This window comes from Streptomyces sp. NPDC045701 (genome assembly GCF_056432045.1).
The window spans coordinates 1-16,962 of record NZ_JBWKJV010000029.1 but is presented as its reverse complement, the minus strand read 5'-3'; the positions used below and the strand labels follow the sequence as shown (position 1 = coordinate 16,962).

At 73.2% G+C, this 16,962-nt stretch carries 10 protein-coding genes and 1 pseudogene; 7 read left to right on the top strand and 4 right to left on the bottom strand.

The annotated features are described in order from the left end of the window. Positions 1 to 8 precede the first annotated feature (8 nt). The 3 genes from fxsBH to fxsT all read left to right on the top strand — a co-directional run bounded on the left by fxsBH (position 9) and on the right by fxsT (position 7,594). A complete protein-coding gene (gene fxsBH / locus AC07DW_RS25075) occupies positions 9 to 2,222 on the top strand; it encodes a radical SAM/SPASM protein FxsBH, inactivated beta-hydroxylase extension form (RefSeq protein ID WP_478859930.1) in 2,214 nt (737 codons plus the stop codon). A gap of 91 nt (positions 2,223 to 2,313) precedes the next feature. After that, the gene (locus tag AC07DW_RS25070) at positions 2,314 to 3,678 is read left to right on the top strand and encodes a TIR-like protein FxsC (protein WP_478859929.1); all 1,365 of its coding nucleotides are present in this window, start codon (positions 2,314 to 2,316) and stop codon (positions 3,676 to 3,678) included. Continuing rightward, positions 3,662 to 7,594: an FxSxx-COOH system tetratricopeptide repeat protein gene (gene fxsT / locus AC07DW_RS25065; RefSeq protein WP_478859928.1), complete on the top strand. Its 3,933-nt coding sequence runs from the start codon at positions 3,662 to 3,664 to the stop codon at positions 7,592 to 7,594. Before AC07DW_RS25070 ends, fxsT begins: the two co-directional genes overlap by 17 nt. Positions 7,595 to 7,624: 30 nt before the next feature. On the opposite strand, the gene AC07DW_RS25060 is transcribed toward fxsT, so the two are convergent. Beyond that, on the bottom strand, positions 7,625 to 8,497 hold the full coding sequence (locus tag AC07DW_RS25060; RefSeq protein ID WP_478859927.1) for an alpha/beta fold hydrolase: 873 nt from the start codon (positions 8,495 to 8,497) through the stop codon (positions 7,625 to 7,627). Positions 8,498 to 8,775: 278 nt separating this feature from the next. Between AC07DW_RS25060 and AC07DW_RS25055 the strand changes: the two genes are divergently transcribed. Next, entirely contained in the window at positions 8,776 to 9,861 is a 1,086-nt protein-coding gene (locus tag AC07DW_RS25055) for a S1 family peptidase (protein WP_478859926.1), read from the top strand. Positions 9,862 to 10,003: 142 nt separating this feature from the next. On the opposite strand, the gene AC07DW_RS25050 is transcribed toward AC07DW_RS25055, so the two are convergent. After that, positions 10,004 to 11,038 carry a YhgE/Pip domain-containing protein gene (locus tag AC07DW_RS25050; protein ID WP_478859925.1) on the bottom strand — a complete coding sequence of 345 codons (1,035 nt, stop codon included), beginning with the start codon at positions 11,036 to 11,038 and terminating at the stop codon, positions 10,004 to 10,006. A 140-nt stretch (positions 11,039 to 11,178) separates the two neighbouring features. On the opposite strand from AC07DW_RS25050, the gene AC07DW_RS25045 reads away from it, so the two are divergent. Beyond that, the gene (locus tag AC07DW_RS25045; protein ID WP_478859924.1) at positions 11,179 to 14,718 is read left to right on the top strand and encodes a DNA polymerase III subunit alpha; all 3,540 of its coding nucleotides are present in this window, start codon (positions 11,179 to 11,181) and stop codon (positions 14,716 to 14,718) included. Next, positions 14,715 to 15,674, top strand: coding sequence for a DNA polymerase Y family protein (locus AC07DW_RS25040; protein WP_478859923.1), 960 nt, complete (start codon positions 14,715 to 14,717; stop codon positions 15,672 to 15,674). Before AC07DW_RS25045 ends, AC07DW_RS25040 begins: the two co-directional genes overlap by 4 nt. Positions 15,675 to 15,956: 282 nt before the next feature. Here the strand turns inward: AC07DW_RS25040 and AC07DW_RS25035 are convergent, their stop codons facing one another. Beyond that, positions 15,957 to 16,376, bottom strand: a complete 420-nt coding sequence (locus AC07DW_RS25035; RefSeq protein ID WP_478859922.1) for a hypothetical protein — start codon at positions 16,374 to 16,376, stop codon at positions 15,957 to 15,959. Continuing rightward, positions 16,333 to 16,581, bottom strand: a complete 249-nt coding sequence (locus AC07DW_RS25030; RefSeq protein WP_478859921.1) for a hypothetical protein — start codon at positions 16,579 to 16,581, stop codon at positions 16,333 to 16,335. The genes AC07DW_RS25035 and AC07DW_RS25030 overlap by 44 nt, the downstream gene beginning before the upstream one ends. A gap of 163 nt (positions 16,582 to 16,744) precedes the next feature. Between AC07DW_RS25030 and AC07DW_RS25025 the strand changes: the two are divergent. Then, positions 16,745 to 16,962: pseudogene (locus AC07DW_RS25025) on the top strand (FG-GAP-like repeat-containing protein); the annotation flags it as partial.

Below are 16,962 nucleotides of genomic sequence, written 5' to 3'. Positions count from 1 at the left end.
CTGGCGGAATGACCGGACCCCAGGTCCCATTCCGCGAGATCGTCCTGAAGGTCCACAGCAGGTGTGATCTTGCGTGTGACCACTGCTATATCTACGAACACGCTGATCAGAGCTGGCGTACCCGCCCCAAGGCAATCTCTGACCAGGCCATTTCCTGGACAGCTCTGCGACTGGCCGAGCATGCCAAGAAACATGCCCTGCCCTCCGTGACAGTGATCCTGCACGGAGGGGAGCCTCTGCTGGCAGGGCCCTCGCGTCTGAGGCGCGTCTGCGAGGAACTGACCACCGCCCTCGCCCCGGTCACCGCCCTCGACCTGCGGATCCACACCAACGGCCTCCAGCTGAGCCCCCGCTACCTCGACCTCTTCGACGAGTACGGCGTACGGGTGGGCATCTCCCTCGACGGCGACAAGGCGGCCAACGACCGCCACCGCCGCTTCGCCGACGGCCGCAGCAGCCACCCGCTCGTGCTCAAGGCCGTCGACCTGCTCCACCAGGAGCGCTACCGCCACCTCGACCTCGGTCTGCTGTGCACCATCGACGTGGCCAACGACCCCGTCACCGTCTACGACGCGCTCCTGGAGCTGGCGCCCCCGCGCATCGACTTCCTGCTGCCGCACGCCACCTGGGAGGAGCCCCCGCCCCGCCCGGACGGCTCGCCCACCGCGTACGCCGCCTGGATCCTCGCCGCCTTCGACCGGTGGAACGACCAGGGCAGGCCCGTCCCCGTCCGGCTCTTCGAGTCCGTGCTGTCCACCCTGAACGGCGGGCCCAGCCTCACCGAGTCCCTGGGCCTGGCCCCCACCGACCTCGTGGTCGTCGAGACCGACGGCACCCTCGAACAGGTCGACTCCCTGAAGACCGCCTACGAAGGCGCCGCCGCCACCGGATTCGACGTGTACCGGCACTCCTTCGACGACGTCGCCGCCCACCCCGGCGTCCGGGCCCGCCGGCTCGGCCTCGCCGGAGTCGGCGACACCTGCCGCCGATGCCCAGTCGTCCGCTCCTGCGGCGGCGGCCTCTACACCCACCGCTACCGGGCCGGCAGCGGCTTCGACAACCCGTCCGTCTACTGCGCGGACCTCGAGGCGCTCGTCCGGGGCGTCGAGGACCGCACCGCCGCCACCGCGGCGCCCGCGGTGACCGACCCGGCCGTCCTCGTCGCCGAGCAGCACGAGCTGACCCGCGTCCTCCTCGCCGAACTGCACAGCGAGCTCGACGGGCGCGGCGGGGAACGGTGGGCCGAGGCCTGGGAACTGGCCGGTGCGGTCGAGCGGCACTCGGACGGGCTCGACGAGGTGCTCGCCCACCCCTACACCCGCGCCTGGCTCCTCGACCGCCTGGACGCCCTGCGCGAAGGCCCCCCCGACGCCGCCGCCCCGGCGGAGGGGCTGGCGCGGTACGTGGCCGCGGCCGCGGTACGGGGCCGGGTCGACGTCCCGGTGCGCGTCGCCCACCGGGGCGGGGCGCTGCACCTGCCCACCCTCGGGTCGCTGGCGCTCGGCGCGGCGGGGACCGCCGAGGTGCGGGCGACCGGGGACGGTTTCCTGGTACGGGGGGCCGATGGCGCCGAACTGCGCGTGCGGCTCCAGGAGGAGGCCGCCGGATGGCGGCCGGTACGGCGGGGGGCGCACGGCGTGGCGCTCGACGACCTGGACCCCGGCCGCGACCGCTTCGGAGTGCCCGTCACCGGGCGGCTCACGCCCGGCGAGGCGGGGGAGTGGAGCGGCCGGCTGGACCGGGCCTGGGCGCTGCTCCGGGACGCGGTTCCGGAACAGGCCGGGGAGGCCGCCGCGAGCCTGACCACCCTGACGCCGGTCACCGGGACGGAACCCGCCGTGGGACGGCACGGGTACGGGGCGCTGGGCCTGCCGCTCGCGGGTGACGCCCACGAGCTGGCGCGGGCCCTGCTGCGGGGTTTCCGGCGCGCCAAGCTGCGGGCACTGCTCGACGTCACGGACCTCTACGCGCTGGACGGCGCGTGGAGCCACCCCGCGCCCTGGCGGGAATCGCCGGTGCCGGTCTCCGCCCTGCTCGCGGGGGCGTACGAGAGGGCCGGAATGGCGGCGTACGAGGAAGGCCATGCCGATCACGCCGAAAAGGCGCTCGATCTGCTCGGCCACGCGGCCGAACTCACCGTGAGCGGAAAGCTGCTGGTCGCCGGGGTGCGCAAGGAACTGTGCCGATCAAGGGGCCGGTCCGTCACGCCGTCGCGGGGATGACCGAAAAGCGGCGGTGAATGACTGAACGTCGGGGGGGTGCAGCAAAGCCCGCTCCGGAATGATTAAGCAGCTCGTATCCTTCCCATCCCGGATGCGGGTGATCACAGAGGACGGGGGTCGTGTGCAGGCGTCATCGCAAGCGCGAGCGGCGGATCATCGGCCGTACTTCTTCCTGAGTTACGCGCACACGCCGAGGTACGGACCCGGCGGCCCCGATCCCGACATGTGGGTCGAACGGCTCTTCCGCGATCTGTGCGGCCATGTGATGGCCATGACCGACCTCCCCGCCGGAGCCCCCGCCGGTTTCATGGACCGGGAGATACGGTCCGGCGAGGGCTGGTCGGAACGGCTGGGTGAGGTCCTGGCCACCTGCCGGGTCTTCGTGCCGCTGTTCTCCCCCCGCTACTTCGCCAGCGAGATGTGCGGCAAGGAGTGGTACGCCTTCGCCACCCGGGCGATCTACCACCACGCCAAACACAACAGGCCCGCCGACGCCATCGTGCCCGCCCTGTGGGTCCCGGTGCCGCCCGCGGAACTGCCCGGCCCCGCCGAGCGGTTGCAGTTCAACCACCGCGACTTCGGCGACCGGTACGTCACCGACGGGCTCTACGGCCTGATCAAGCTCCGCATATTCGCCGAGGAGTACGAGCGGGCCGTGTACGAACTGGCCAAACGCATCGTCTCCGTCGCCGACACCGCGGGCATCAGCCCCAGCCGGCCCGTCGACTACCGCTCCGCGCCCAGCGCCTTCGGCCCCCCCGGCCGCGGCCCCCGGCCCCTCCACGTCACCGTCGTCGCCCCGACCCGCCACGACCTCCCCGCGGGCCGCGACCCCGCGTACTACGGCGACATGCCGCAGGACTGGAACCCGTACCACCCCGACGCCGCCCGGCCGCTCGCCTACGTCGCCGAGGACCTGGTCCGCTCGCTCAACTACCAGGCCACCGTCTCCTCCTTCGACCACGACTCCGGCCCGCCCGACGCCAAGCAGCCCCCCAGCCGCCCCGAGATCCTCCTCCTCGACCGCTGGGCCCTGAAGGACGAGGAGCGCCGCGAACGGCTCGCCGCCTTCGACGCGGAACACCGGCCCTGGGTGAGCGTCGTCGTCCCCCGCAACCAGACGGACCCCGAGACCAGGGCGGCGGACGCCGAACTCAACCGGACGCTCGAGGAGACCATGCCCATCAAGACGGGCCAGGGCCGCGCCGCGAGCCGCGCCGCCGCCAGAGGCGTGCCGAGCATGGAGGCGTTCGGCCAGATCCTGCCCCAGGTGGTGGAGGCGGCCGCGCAGCAGTACCTGCGGCACGCCGCCGTCTACCCGCCCGCCGGCGGCCGGCACACCGAGCGGCCCCGGCTGCGCGGCCCGATGGCGGGCGAACCGGGCACCACGCACGTCATTCCCGAGACGCACGAGATCGCGCCCGATGCGGAGGACCTGGATGACAGCCAGTCGTGACGGACGCATCGTCACCTTCTACTCGTACAAAGGGGGTACGGGACGGACGATGGCCCTGGCCAACACGGCCTGGATCCTCGCCGCGAACGGCAAGCGGGTCCTGGCCGTCGACTGGGACCTCGAAGCACCCGGCCTGCACCGCTTCTTCCACCCCTTCCTCGACCCGTCCACCCTCGGCGCCACCACCGGTGTCATCGACCTGATCACCGAGTACGCCTGGGCGGCCACCAGCCCGGTGCAGCGGCCCGACGACTGGCACCGCGACTACGCCCGCATCCAGCCGCACGCCGTCTCCCTGACGCCCGAGGCGCTCGGCTGGGAGTTTCCCGGCGGCGGCACCCTCGACTTCGTCTCCGCCGGCAAACAGAACCGCGAGTACTCCGCCACCGTCTCCACCTTCGACTGGGACAACTTCTACGACCGGCTCGGCGGCGGGCACTTCTTCGACGCGCTGCGCGACGACATGAAGGCCAACTACGACTACGTCCTCATCGACAGCCGCACCGGCCTCAGCGACATCGCCGACATCTGTACCGTCCACCTGCCCGACGCGCTGGTCGACTGCTTCACCCTCAGCGACCAGTCCATGGACGGCGCCGCCGCCGTGGCCCGCCAGATCGACGAGCGGTACGGGGGCCGGGGCATCCGGATCTTCCCCGTGCCCATGCGGATCGACGAGGGCGAGAAGGAGAAGGCCGACGCGGGCCGGGCGCTGGCCCGGCTGAAGTTCGACGGCTTCCCCAGCGGGCTCACCGGGGAGGAGCTCGCCGCCTACTGGGGAGCCGTGGAGATCCCGTACCGGCCCTACTACGCCTACGAGGAGACCCTCGCGACCTTCGGCGACGACGCCGGGATCGCCAACTCGCTCCTCTCCGCCTTCGAGCGGCTCACCGCCGTCGTCACCGAGGGGGACGTCACCGCCATGCCGGCGGTGAACGAGGAGGTGCGGCTGCGGATCCGCGACGCCTTCACCCGCCGCCGCCCCGCCCTGCCCGCCGACCTGTTCCTGTCGTACGTCGCCGAGAACCGCATGTGGGCCGACTGGATCGAGTCCGTCCTCACCCGGGCCGGCTTCCGCGTCGTCCCCCGGGACGTCTCCGCCGACCCGGCGACGAGCGGCGGCGACGTCCCGCACGCCGCCGAGAACGCCGCCCGCACCGTCGTCCTGCTGTCCAGCGCGTACCTCAAGTCGGCCCGCGCGGTGGAGGTGTGGGAGCGGGCCGCCGCCGAGGACCCCGGCGGCGGGCGGCGCCACCTGCTGCCGGTGCGCGTCGGGGACGTCCGGCTCACCACCCCGTACATCGACCGCAACCCCGTGGACCTGTTCCGGCTCGACGAGGTGCACGCCACGGCCGCGCTCCTGCGCGCCCTGGACCGGCCGGTCACGCTCAACGAGGGCGTGCCCCCCGGGCCGCGCTTCCCCGGCACCGTACCGAAGATCTGGAACGCGCCGCCCCGCAACCCCGGCTTCACCGGCCGGTCCATGGTCCTGGAGCGGATGCGCGACCAGCTCGGCGGCGGGATGGCCGTCGTCCTGCCCCAGCCGCAGACCCTGTACGGGCTCGGCGGCGTCGGCAAGACGCAGGTCGCGCTGGAGTACGTGCACCGCTTCATGGCCGACTACGACCTGGTGTGGTGGATGTCGGCCGAGCAGGCCGACGACGTGATCGCCGGCCTCGCCGAACTCGCCGTCCGCCTCGGCGCGCAGGGGGGCGACGACATGGCCGCCGCCTCCCAGGAGGCCGTCGACCTGCTGCGGCGCGGCGTGCCCACCGACCGCTGGCTGCTCGTCTTCGACAACGCCGACGACCCCGACGCGCTGAAGCGGTTCTTCCCCACCGGCGGGCACATCCTGGTCACCTCCCGGAACCAGACCTGGTCGCAGTACGGCGACGCACTGCCGGTCGACGTGTTCCTGCGTGAGGAGTCCGTCGAGCACCTCCAGCGCCGCGCCAAGGGCCTGACGCCCGAGGACGCCGAGCAGGTCGCCGAGGCGGTCGGCGACCTGCCGCTCGCCGTCGAGCAGGCGGCCGCCTGGATCGCGGAGACCGCCACCCCGGTCGGCGCCTACCTGGAACAGCTCCAGGAGGCCGCCGCGCGGACCCTGTCGCTCAACCAGCCGGCCGGCTACCCCGAGCCGGTCGCCGCGACCTGGAACGTCTCCATCGCACGGCTCAAGGAGCGCTCACCGGCGGCCGTGCGGCTGCTCCAGCTCTGCGCCTTCTTCGCACCCGAGCCCATCCACGCCAACCTCCTGTACAGCAAGGAGATGATCGAGGCCCTCAAGCCGTACGACGCCTCCCTCCAGGAGAAGCTGGTGCTGGGCCGGGTGATCCGGGAGATCGGACGGTTCGCGCTGGCCAAGGTCGACCAGGTGTCCAACTCGATCCAGGTGCACCGGCTGGTGCAGGCCGTGATCCGCGCCCAGCTGTCCGAGGCGGAGCAGCGCGAGGCCCGGCACGCCGTCCACCGGATCCTCGCCGGAGCCCGGCCGGACGACGACGAGCCCATCGACAACCCCGAGACCTGGCCCCGGTTCGCCACCATCTGGCCGCACCTGGGCACCTCCGAGGCCCGGTACTGCAAGGAACCCGAGACCCGCCGGCTGCTCATCGACCGCGTCCGCTACCTCTGGAAGCGCGGCGACTGGCAGACCGCCGGCGCGCTCGCGGAGGATTTGCGCGACGCCTGGCGCGAGATGCTCGGCAACGACGACCTCCAGTACCTCTACCTGCGCTTCCACCTCTCCAACATCCTCCGCTCCCAGGGCCGGTACGTGGAGGCGCGGGAACTGGACGAGGTCACCCTGGAACGGCAGCGCGCCGTCCTCGGCCGCTCCCACCCGCACACCTACATGACCACCTCCAGCCTCGCCATGGACCTCGGCGCGCTCGGCCAGTACGGCAGGGCCATGGAGCTGGCGACCGAGGCGCACGAGGGCTTCAGCCAGATCTTCCACGACTCCCACCCCCGCACCCTGGCCGCCGCGAACAACCTGGCGCTCAACCTCCGCATGGTCGGCCAGTACTCCCGGGCCCGCGAGATCGACCAGGAGGTCTTCGACCGGCGCACCGAGGTGCTGGGCCCCGAGCACCCCTACACCCTCTCCTCCGCCGCCTCGCTCGCCCGCGACCTGCGAGAGGTCGGGCGGTACGAGGACTCCGTGCAGCTGCTCTCGCGCACGTACGACAGCTACAAGGAGACCCTCGGCCGCGCCTTCCCCGGCACCCTGGCCGCGGGCAAGAGCCTCGCCGTGTCGCTGCGCCGGGCGGGCAGGGCCGAGGACGCGCGGCGGCTCACCACGGCCACGCGCAACCGGTACCGGGCCAAGTACACCTACGCCCACCCCGACTCGCTGGCCTGCGACCTGAACCTGGCCGCCGACATGTTCGCGGCCGGGGAGCCGGTGGCGGCCCGCGACCTGGCGCAGGAGGTCGTCGACCAGTACCGGGAGGTGCCGGGGGAGCGGCACCCGTACACCCTGGCCGCCCTCAACAACCTGGGCATCTACCAGTGGGGCTGCGGGGCGCCGGAGGACGCGGAGCAACTGCTCCGGGCCGCGCTCGGGGCCATGCGGGAGGTCCTCGGGGAACGGCACCCGCACGCCCTGTTCTGCACGGTGAACCTCGCCAACGCCAAGGCCGACCTGGGCGAACTGGAGGAGGCCCTGGCCATCGAGCAGCGCACCGTGCGGGCGCTGCGCGACGTCCTGGGCGGCCACCACCCGGAGGTGCTGGGCGTCGCCTCCAACCTGGCGGTCACCCTCGGCGCGCTGGGCCGCAAGGACGAGGCGGCACAGCTGCGGACGGAGACCGCCGACGAACTGGCCCGGCAGCTGGGCGACGACCACGCGCTCACCCGCCTGGCCCGGGACGAGCGCCGGGTGCACCGGGACCTGGAGCCGCTGGCCGTCTAGTCCGGGCCCGGTTCGTCTCCGGGGCGCGGTTCACCCGCCCGCGTCCAGCAGCCAGGTCAGGACGCGGGGCAGGGCGTGCAGGGCGTCGAAGTGCGCGGCGGCCGGTTCCAGGACGGCCGTCGCGCCCGGAATGCGTTCGGCGAGCCAGCGCGAGTGGCCGACCGGCGAGAACACGTCCTGCTCACCGTGCCAGAGCAGCACCTCGCCCGGGATGTCGGCCGGGTCGAACCCCCACGGGCCGCAGAACGCCAGCGCGTCGTCGATCCAGCCGTACGCGGAGGTGCGCAGCGCCTCCTGGTAGTTGCGCAGCAGCATCGACCGTACGCCCGCGTCCGAGACGACCATCCGGTCGGATGCGGTCAGCTCCCCCCGCAGGTCGTCCAGGAGCCGGACCGGGTCCTGGCGGATCGCGTCGGCGCGGGGCGTGAGCCGGGCCGCGACGCCCTCGGGGTCGAGGGTCGCGTGGGTGTACTCCGTGACGTTCGAGGCGGCCATGCCCTCGAACCAGTCCAGCCCGTCCGCGTCCCGGGGCGCCAGCGTCACCAGCGCGGCGGTACGCGTCACCCGGTGCGGCAGCAGGGCCGCGCAGGCCAGCGCGTGCGGGGCGCCGCCGGAACGGCCCACCACCGCGAACCGCTCCAGGCCGAGCGCGTCCGCGATGTCCGCCACGTCCGAGGCCACGTCGGCGACGCTGCGCCCCGCCAGCCGGTCCGAACCGCCGTAGCCGGGACGGTCGTACGCGATCAGTTGCATGCCGCGCTGGTAGAGCACCATGCCCCGCGGTGCCGGTCCCAGTCTGCTGCCCGGCGTGCCGTGCAGCAGGAAGACCGGACGGCCCTGCGGGTCCCCCAGGCGTTCCACCATCAGATGCCGGCCGTCCGCCGCGCGCACCCGACGTCGCAAACCCCCCGCCTCCTTCACCGTGTCCGTCGACGACTACCCCTCAGGGTGCCCGCGCCCGGTGTCTTTGTCGCCGGTGGGAACACGGTGGGTGTTCGCAAACGGAACCGGCGGGGGCGCCGGGAGCAGTGGGAGCGACGGGGGCGCGCAGTGAAGGTCATGTGCGCGTCCGCAGGCCGACCTTGTGTGCTACCGGTCGGTATCGGGATGGTGGGCCGACCATCCTCCGTGTCGGGGCACCCCGCGTACCCGGACACGGCCCCCCACAGGAGGTCGACGTTTTGCAGCACCGACGCATACCCAGGAGGCGTACGGCGATCGCCGGCGGAGCCGTGGTCGCTCTGCTCGGAGCCGGAGTCACCTTCCAGACTGCGAACGCCGGCGAGGACGTTCCCCGGGCCACCGTGAAGACCCTGTCGGCGCCCGCGGCGGCGGCTCTCGCCGCGACGCTCGACACGTCGCTCGGCGGCGGCGCGGCCGGCGCGTACTACGACGCGAAGGCCAGGAACCTCGTGGTCAACGTGGTCGACGAAGCGGCCGCCGACTCCGTGCGCGAGGCGGGCGGCAGGGCCAGACTCGTCGAGCACACGCCGGCCGAGCTGACGGGCGCCCGCCAGACGCTGAAGAGCCGCGCGACGATACCCGGCACGTCCTGGGCCGTCGACCCGGTGAGCAACAAGGTCGTCGTCACGGCCGACCGCACGGTCAGGGGCGCGGACCGGGAGAGGCTCGGCCAGGTCGTCGAGGGCCTCGGCTCCAAGGCCGAACTGAAGCGCACGACCGGCGAGTTCAAGCCGTTCATCGCGGGTGGCGACGCCATCCACTCCGGCGGCGGACGCTGCTCGCTCGGGTTCAACGTGGTCAAGGACGGAGCGCCGCACTTCATCACGGCCGGCCACTGCGGCGAGTCGGGCAGCGAGTGGTCGGACTCCCCGGGCGGGGCGGCGATCGGCACCATGGTCGACTCGCGGTTCCCCGGCACCGACTTCGCGCTGGTCAAGTACGACGGCGACACCCCGCACCCGAGCGAGGTCGACCTCCACGACGGCAGCAGCCAGGCGATCACCAAGGCGGCCGAGGCGACCGTCGGGATGAAGGTGACCCGCAGCGGCTCGACCACCCAGGTCCACGAGGGCGAGGTCACCGGTCTCGACGCCACCGTGAACTACGGCGGCGGGCAGGTCGTCGAGGGACTCGTCCAGACCGATGTCTGCGCCGAGCCCGGCGACAGCGGCGGCTCGCTCTTCTCGGGCGACGCGGCGGTCGGTCTCACCTCGGGCGGCAGCGGTGACTGCTCCGCGGGCGGTGAGACGTTCTTCCAGCCGGTCACGGAGGCGCTCGGCGTCCTCGGCGCGCGGATCGGCTGACGCACCCGCAAGCGCCGCCCCCGGCGTCGACGTCACCGGGCCCCGGGCCGCCGATCCGCCGGCGGCCCGGAGCCTTGTCCGTGTCCGGTCGCCGTACGACGCCACCGGGGGCGGGTGGGGCGGGGTCCGCCCGGCGGGCCCGCTAGGAGGGGTCCGCGCCGGCGGCCCCGCCGTCCTCCCGGTCGGCCCGTCGGCGGACCGCGGACATCACCAGGGTGAGCACGGCGCCGACGACGGCCCAGACGGCCAGGACCTGCATCGCCCCGGAGAGCGCGTTGCCCTTGAAGTACGCGATCGAGCGGGCCGCCCAGGTGCCCGCGCCCGGCGGCAGGGCGGGGCCGATCGCCCGCCAGAAGTCCGGCAGCATCGGGGCGGGGAAGGCGCCGCCCGCGCTCGGGTTGCCCGCGATCACGATCAGCAGGACCGCCAGGCCGATGCCGACGATCCCGGTGAGCGCCTGGAGCGCGAGCGTGACCGCGCCGACCGAGAAGACCACCAGGGCGCCCAGCCCCCACAGGGCGGCGACGCTGCCGGGCAGGGCGCCCAGGACCGGGCCGACGATCACCGCACCGCCGAGGCCGCCGAGGAGCGCGGAGAGCGCCAGGACGACGAGCCGGATGACGGCGCGCTGCGGGTTGGCGGGCCGGGAGCCCGCGCTGATCGCCAGGATCGAGGCGAGCAGGTAGCCGCCCACGCACCACCCCACCACCAGGTAGAACGCGGACAGGCCGTCGAAGTCGCGGGGGGAGGCGGGTGCCACGTCCACGGTCCGCACCGTACGGCGCTGCGGCTTCTCGACCTCGGTGGTGATCGCGTCCAGGGCGTTGGCGAGGACGGTGCCGCCGCCGGAGGCGACCAGCAGGGTGTCGGTCGTACCCCTCGGGTCGATGATCAGGGCGCCGTCGATCTCCCGGTCCAGGATCTGCCGCCGGGCCTCCTCCCGGTCGGCGAGCACCCGGGGGTCGAGCGGGTCGCCGGGCAGGTCCGCGAGCCGGCCGGCGGCCCGGTCGGCGGCCGCCCCCGGTGCCACCACGCCGAAGGGCACGTCACTCGGCTTCGGGTCGTGGAGCGCGCCCACGTAGGAGGCGATGAACAGCAGCTGGAGGGCGAGGACGCCGACGACCAACAGCGCGGCGCGGGGGGAGACGGCGTTCCTGACTTCGGCGGCGAGCTTCATGTCCCCACGCTCCGGGGCGCGCCCCGTTCACGCAGGTGGGACGGGCCGAATGGCGGACGGGATTCGTGTCGTACGAATGTTCGAAACTGGTCTATGGTGGAAGTGGGGGAGGTGAGACGGGATCGATCCAGGAGGTGCGGGTGCCAGGGTTCACGCATCTGCGCACCGTTTCGGGCTTCTCCCTGCGTTATGGGGCCTCGCACCCGGAGCGGCTGGCGGCACGCGCCGCCGAGCGCGGCATGGGCGCCCTCGCCCTGACCGACCGCGACACCGTCGCGGGCGCGGTCCGCTTCGCCGCTGCCTGCGCCAAGGAGGGCGTCCGCCCCGTCTTCGGCGCCGACCTCGCGACCGCCGGACCGGCCCGGGACGCGGGCCCCGGGACCGGCTGGGACCACCGGCCCGGCGACGGTACGGGCTACGGCGGCGGACACGGCTCCGGTGGCTTCGGCAGCGGCTCCGGCGGCGGCCTCCCCGGGACCGCCGGGCGGCGCCGCACCCCCGTGCGCGGCGGCGCCTTCGTCGACGAGTCCGCGCCCCGCGCGGTCTACCTCGCCCGCTCCCGCCAGGGCTGGGCCACCCTGTGCCGGCTGATCACCGCCGCGCACACGGCGGAGGGCTCCCCCCTGCTCCCCTGGGCGGAGAACCACGGGGACGGCGTGACCGTGCTCCTCGGGCCCGACTCCGGGATCGGCCGCGCCCTCGCCGCCGGCCGCCCCGACCACGCCGCCCGGCTCCTCGGCCTCTGGCGCGACGCCCACGGTGACGCCCTGCGGCTGGAGGTCGTCCACCACGGGCGCACCGGCACCGGGCCCGGCTCGCTGCGGCACGCCGCCCGCACCCTGGGCTTCGCCGCCGAGCAGGGCGTACGCGCCGTGCTCACCAACGCCGTGCGGTACGCCGACCCCGGCCAGGGGCCGGTCGCCGACGTCCTCGACGCGGCCCGCCGCCTGGTGCCCATCGACCCCCGCAAGGGGCTCGACAGCGGGGAGCGCTGGCTCAAGGACCCCGCCGCGATGACGGCCACCGCCGAGCGCGTCGCCGAGGCCGCCGGGCTGGGCCGCGACACCGCGCGCCGGCTCCTCGCCATGACCGAGGAGACCGCCGCCGCCTGCCTGGTCGACCCCGGGGACGACCTGGGCATCGGCTCCGTCCACTTCCCCGAGGCGCACCTGGTCGGCGCCGGCCGGCGCACCGCCGAGCGGGTGCTGCGCTCGCGCTGCGCCGCCGGGATGGTGCTGCGCGGCCACGACCGCAAGCGGGCGTACTGGGACCGGCTGGAGGACGAGCTGCGCACCGTCGAGCGGCTCGGCTTCGCCTCGTACTTCCTCACCGTCGCCCAGGTCGTCGACGACACCCGGCAGATGGGCATCCGCGTCGCCGCCCGGGGCTCCGGCGCCGGCTCCCTGGTCAACCACCTCCTCGGCATCGCGCACGCCGACCCGGTCGAGCAGGGCCTGCTCATGGAGCGCTTCCTGTCGGTGCGGCGGCCCGTGCTGCCCGACATCGACATCGACGTGGAGTCCGCCCGCCGCCTGGAGGTCTACCGCGCCATCCTCGACCGCTTCGGTCCCGAGCGCGTGGCCGCCGTCGCCATGCCCGAGACGTACCGGGTGCGCCACGCCGTACGTGACGTGGGCGCCGCCCTCTCGATGGACCCGGCCGAGATCGACCGGATCGCCAAGGCGTTCCCGCACGTCCGCGCCCGGGACGCCCGCGCCGCACTCGACGAGCTGCCCGAGCTGCGCGACCTCGCCGGGCGGAGGGACCGGTACGGCAGGCTGTGGGAGCTGGTCGAGGCGCTGGACGCGCTGCCGCGCGGCGTCGCCATGCACCCGTGCGGAGTGCTGCTCTCGGACTCCTCGCTGCGCTCCCGTACCCCGGTGGTGCCGACCAGCGGAGAGAGCTTCCCCATGTCCCAGTTCGACAAGGACGACGTGGAGGAGCTGGGGCTGCTCAAGCTCGACGTGCTCGGGGTGCGGATGCAGTCCGCGATGGCGCACGCGGTCGCCGAGATCGAGCGGGCCACCGGCGAGGTCGTCGACATCGACGACCCGGAGCAGGTCCGGCCCGGCGACCCCGCCACGTACCGGATGATCAAGTCCGCCGAGACGCTCGGCTGCTTCCAGATCGAGTCGCCGGGCCAGCGCGACCTGGTCGGGCGGCTCCAGCCGTCCACCTTCCACGACCTGGTCGTGGACATCTCCCTCTTCCGTCCCGGTCCGGTCGCGGCCGACATGGTGCGGCCGTTCATCGAGGCCCGGCACGGCCGCGCGCCGGCCCGCTACCCGCACCCCGACCTGGAGGACGCGCTGAGGGAGACGTACGGGGTCGTCGTGTTCCACGAGCAGATCATCAAGATCCTCCACATCATGACCGGCTGCGGGATGGAGGAGGCCGACGCGGTACGGCGCGGCCTGTCCGACCCCGAGTCGCAGGGGCGGATCAAGGTCTGGTTCGCGCGGCACGCGAAGGCGAAGGGGTACGCGGACGACGTGGTCGCCCGGACCTGGGAGATCGTCGAGGCGTTCGGGTCGTACGGCTTCTGCAAGGCGCACGCGGTGGCGTTCGCCGTACCGACGTACCAGTCCGCCTGGCTGAAGGCGCATCACCCGGCCGCCTTCTACGCCGGGTTGCTCACCCACGACCCCGGGATGTACCCCAAGCGGCTGCTGCTGGCCGACGCGCGGCGGCGGGGGGTGCCGGTGCTGCCGGTGGACGTGAACCGGTCGGCGGCCGCACACACGATCGAACTGGTGTCCGGTTCGCTGGGGAAGTGGGGCCTGCGGCTGGCCCTCTCCGACGTCCACGGCATGAGCGAGGCGGAGGCGGCCCGGATCGAGGCCGGCCGGCCGTACGCCTCACTGCTGGACTTCTGGGAACGGGCCAGGCCCAGCCGCCCCGTCGCCGAACGGCTCGCCCAGGTCGGCGCGCTCGACGCGTTCGGCGGCAACCGGCGCGACCTGCTGCTGCACCTCTCCGAACTCCACCGCCTCCAGCGGGGGTCCGGCTCCTACGGCGACCAGCTCCCGCTCGCGGGCGGCCGCAAGTCCGCGCCCATCGGTCTGCCGGACCTCGACGACGCCGAACGGCTCAGTGCCGAGCTGGGCGTGCTGTCCATGGACGCCTCGCGCAACCTGATGACCGACCACCACGCCTTCCTGGCCGAGCTCGGCGTGGTCTCCGCGCAAGCGCTGCGGGCGGCGCCGCACGGCCAGACCGTGCTGGTCGCGGGCTCCAAGGCGGCCACCCAGACCCCGCCGATCCGGTCCGGCAGGCGCGTCATCTTCACCACCCTCGACGACGGGACGGGCCTGGTCGACCTGGCCTTCTTCGACGACAGCCACGAGCGGTGCGCGCACACCGTCTTCCACTCCTGGCTGCTGCTGGTGCGCGGTGTGGTGCAGCGGCGCGGCCCGCGCAGCTACAGCGTCGTCGCCTCGGCCGCCTGGAACCTCGCCGAGCTGGTGGAACTGCGGCGCGAGGGCGGCCTGGACGCGGTGGCGGCGCGGCTGGCGGAACCGGCGCCCTCCCCGTCCGGCTCCCCCTCCGACAGCGGGCGGCGCATCACGATGCCCACCGGATTCGAGATGAACCCCTGGGCCGACCTGCGCCCGGCGGGCGACGGGGCGGCGAAGGTCCCGAGGAAGCTGTGGCACCAGAGTCAGGGGAGCGCGGGATGATCCTGTACGTACGATTCCGGCTGGAGCCGACGGACGAGTCGCTCCTGCCGCACCTGGTCGCGCTGCTGGGCGAGTTCACCCCCGTCGTCGAGGCGGCCCCGCCCGACGCCGCGCTCGCCGACGTACGCGGCGCCGTACGGTACTTCGGGCGCGGCCCCGCCGAACTGGCCGCCGTGATCCGGGTCAGGGCACTCGCCCGGTACGGCGTGGACTGCGTCATCGGTGCCGGGCCGAACCCGATGCTGGCCCGCATGGCGGCGCGGGACGCGGTGCCCGGCACGACCCTGGTCGTCGACGACCCGGAGACCTTCCTGCGCGACAAGCCGGTCGCCGCCCTGTACGGGGTCGGCCCGGCCACCGCCCGGACGCTCTGCGCCTACGGACTCGACTCCATCGGGCGCGTCGCCGCCGCGCCGCTCGCCGTCCTCCAGCGGATCGTGGGCGCGCGGGCCGGGCGCGAGCTGTGGGAGCGGGCGCGGGGCACCGACCGCACGGCCGTGGTCCCCAACGCCGCGTCCCGGTCGGTCGCCGCCGAACGGGCCTTCGACCGCGACGAGCTGGACCAGGACCGGCACCGGCGCGCCCTGCTGTCCCTCGCCGGGGAGCTGGGCGCGCGGATGCGCGGCGAGGAGCAGGTGTGCCGCTCGCTCACCCTGACCGTGCGGTACGCCGACCGGTCGGCGACCACCCGGACCCGCACCCTGCGCGAGCCGACCGCCCACACGGCCGCGCTGACCGACGCCGCGTACGCGATGCACGAGGCGCTCGGGCTCCAGCGCGCCCGGGTGCGCTCCGTCGGCCTGCGCGCCGAGGGCCTGATGCCCGCCGAGAGGGCCGCGCACCAGCTCTCCCTCGACCCGGCGGACGACAGGGCGCGGCGGATCGAGGCGGTGGCGGACAGGGCCCGTGCCAGGTTCGGCCCGGGCGCGATCGTCCCGGGTTCGCTGGCGGCCTGACGGGCGGGCCGCCGGGCCAGCGGGGTCCCGGGAAGTTCTTCGGTCCAGCTGGCGCTGCCACCCACTCGGGCAGCCTGCGCCGCGACTTTGCGACCTCAGGTACTCGACCGACCGCGAGCCCGGTCTTAGAGCGGGGAGTCGAACCGTCTTGTTCAAGGCGCTCCTCGGTCGCGCCCAGCGCCACCATCGCCAATCGAGGCCGCCCGCACAGAAGCCCCGCCAGGACGCACCTGACGGGGCTTCACCTTGTGATCGCGACTTACACACTTGCCGGTTCCAGGGCTACAGCGTCAGGCCCCCGGAGAATCTCGTAAAGAGATCACGGTCGCGCCAGGAATCGGAGAAGGCGTCCAGCATGGCCTCGTGAAGCCGAATGCTGCTGACGTCCCCTCGAGGGTGCGTGATCCTGTCTTCGACCACCTCTCGGACAGTCTCCCAGCGCAGCACATGCATCAGGAAAGAAACCATTTCAACGGCACCCTCCTGCGGGTCATCGATCAGAGCAATCAAGCAGCCCTCGAATTGCTCTTTCGAATCCGGGTTTTCCTGAATAATTGCGAGAGCCTCCTCCAGTCCTGGCTCGAGTTCTTCTGTGCCGCAGGTATCCTGGGCGGTAGCTAGAACCCCTTGGACGACCTGCGCGAACTCTGTGACCGAGTCAGCAGCTGGGTCGCCACGCCTCGATGTACTTTCCATCAGCATCAAGTCCATTCTTATTGAAGGCATCCACTGCCGCCTTCTGGGCGTGTGCACCGTAAGGCCGATAATGGCCAGACTTGTTGTCGAGGTATACGACTTTGCCGCCCTTGGTTTTGAATTCTCCGGCAGCCAGCACGTCTCTCCCTCGGGCGATGCTCACATGGCCCGCCGTTCGTTTCCCGATGACCAGCTCGCCATCGCCGGTCACCACGTAAGCATAATTACCCGAACGAAGGAGGACGGTGCCAGGGGAAATTGGTTTGAACCATTCCGGAGTATCCTCTGCGGTCGGTACTCGTCGAACTCCGCGTCACCGGCTGATGGCGCCGACCGCAGTCACCGCCCGCCCTATAGCAAGGAAGATTCCCACCGTGCTTCGTACACGCACGCGCCCCGTCGTGATCGCCATGGCCCTGGCCGCCGCCGGGGGTTCGACCATGCTCACCGGTACCCCTGCCCTGGCCGCCACGGGTGCTGACGCCCCCCTCGGCGCCCAGGCGTCCGTCGCCCGTCTCCACATCGGCGACGGTGATGCCGCCCGCTCCTGCTCCGGCACCCTGGTCGACGGTCAGTGGGTTCTGACCGCCGC

Bases quoted from the DNA above. Each gene is read 5' to 3' on its own strand.
- AC07DW_RS25040 (WP_478859923.1), top strand. From the start codon at position 14,715: ATGATCCTGTACGTACGATTCCGGCTGGAGCCGACGGACGAGTCGCTC.
- fxsT (WP_478859928.1), top strand. From the start codon at position 3,662: ATGACAGCCAGTCGTGACGGACGCATCGTCACCTTCTACTCGTACAAA.
- AC07DW_RS25035 (WP_478859922.1), bottom strand. From the start codon at position 16,376: ATGCTGATGGAAAGTACATCGAGGCGTGGCGACCCAGCTGCTGACTCG.
- AC07DW_RS25050 (WP_478859925.1), bottom strand. From the start codon at position 11,038: ATGAAGCTCGCCGCCGAAGTCAGGAACGCCGTCTCCCCCCGCGCCGCG.
- AC07DW_RS25070 (WP_478859929.1), top strand. From the start codon at position 2,314: ATGCGGGTGATCACAGAGGACGGGGGTCGTGTGCAGGCGTCATCGCAA.
- fxsBH (WP_478859930.1), top strand. From the start codon at position 9: ATGACCGGACCCCAGGTCCCATTCCGCGAGATCGTCCTGAAGGTCCAC.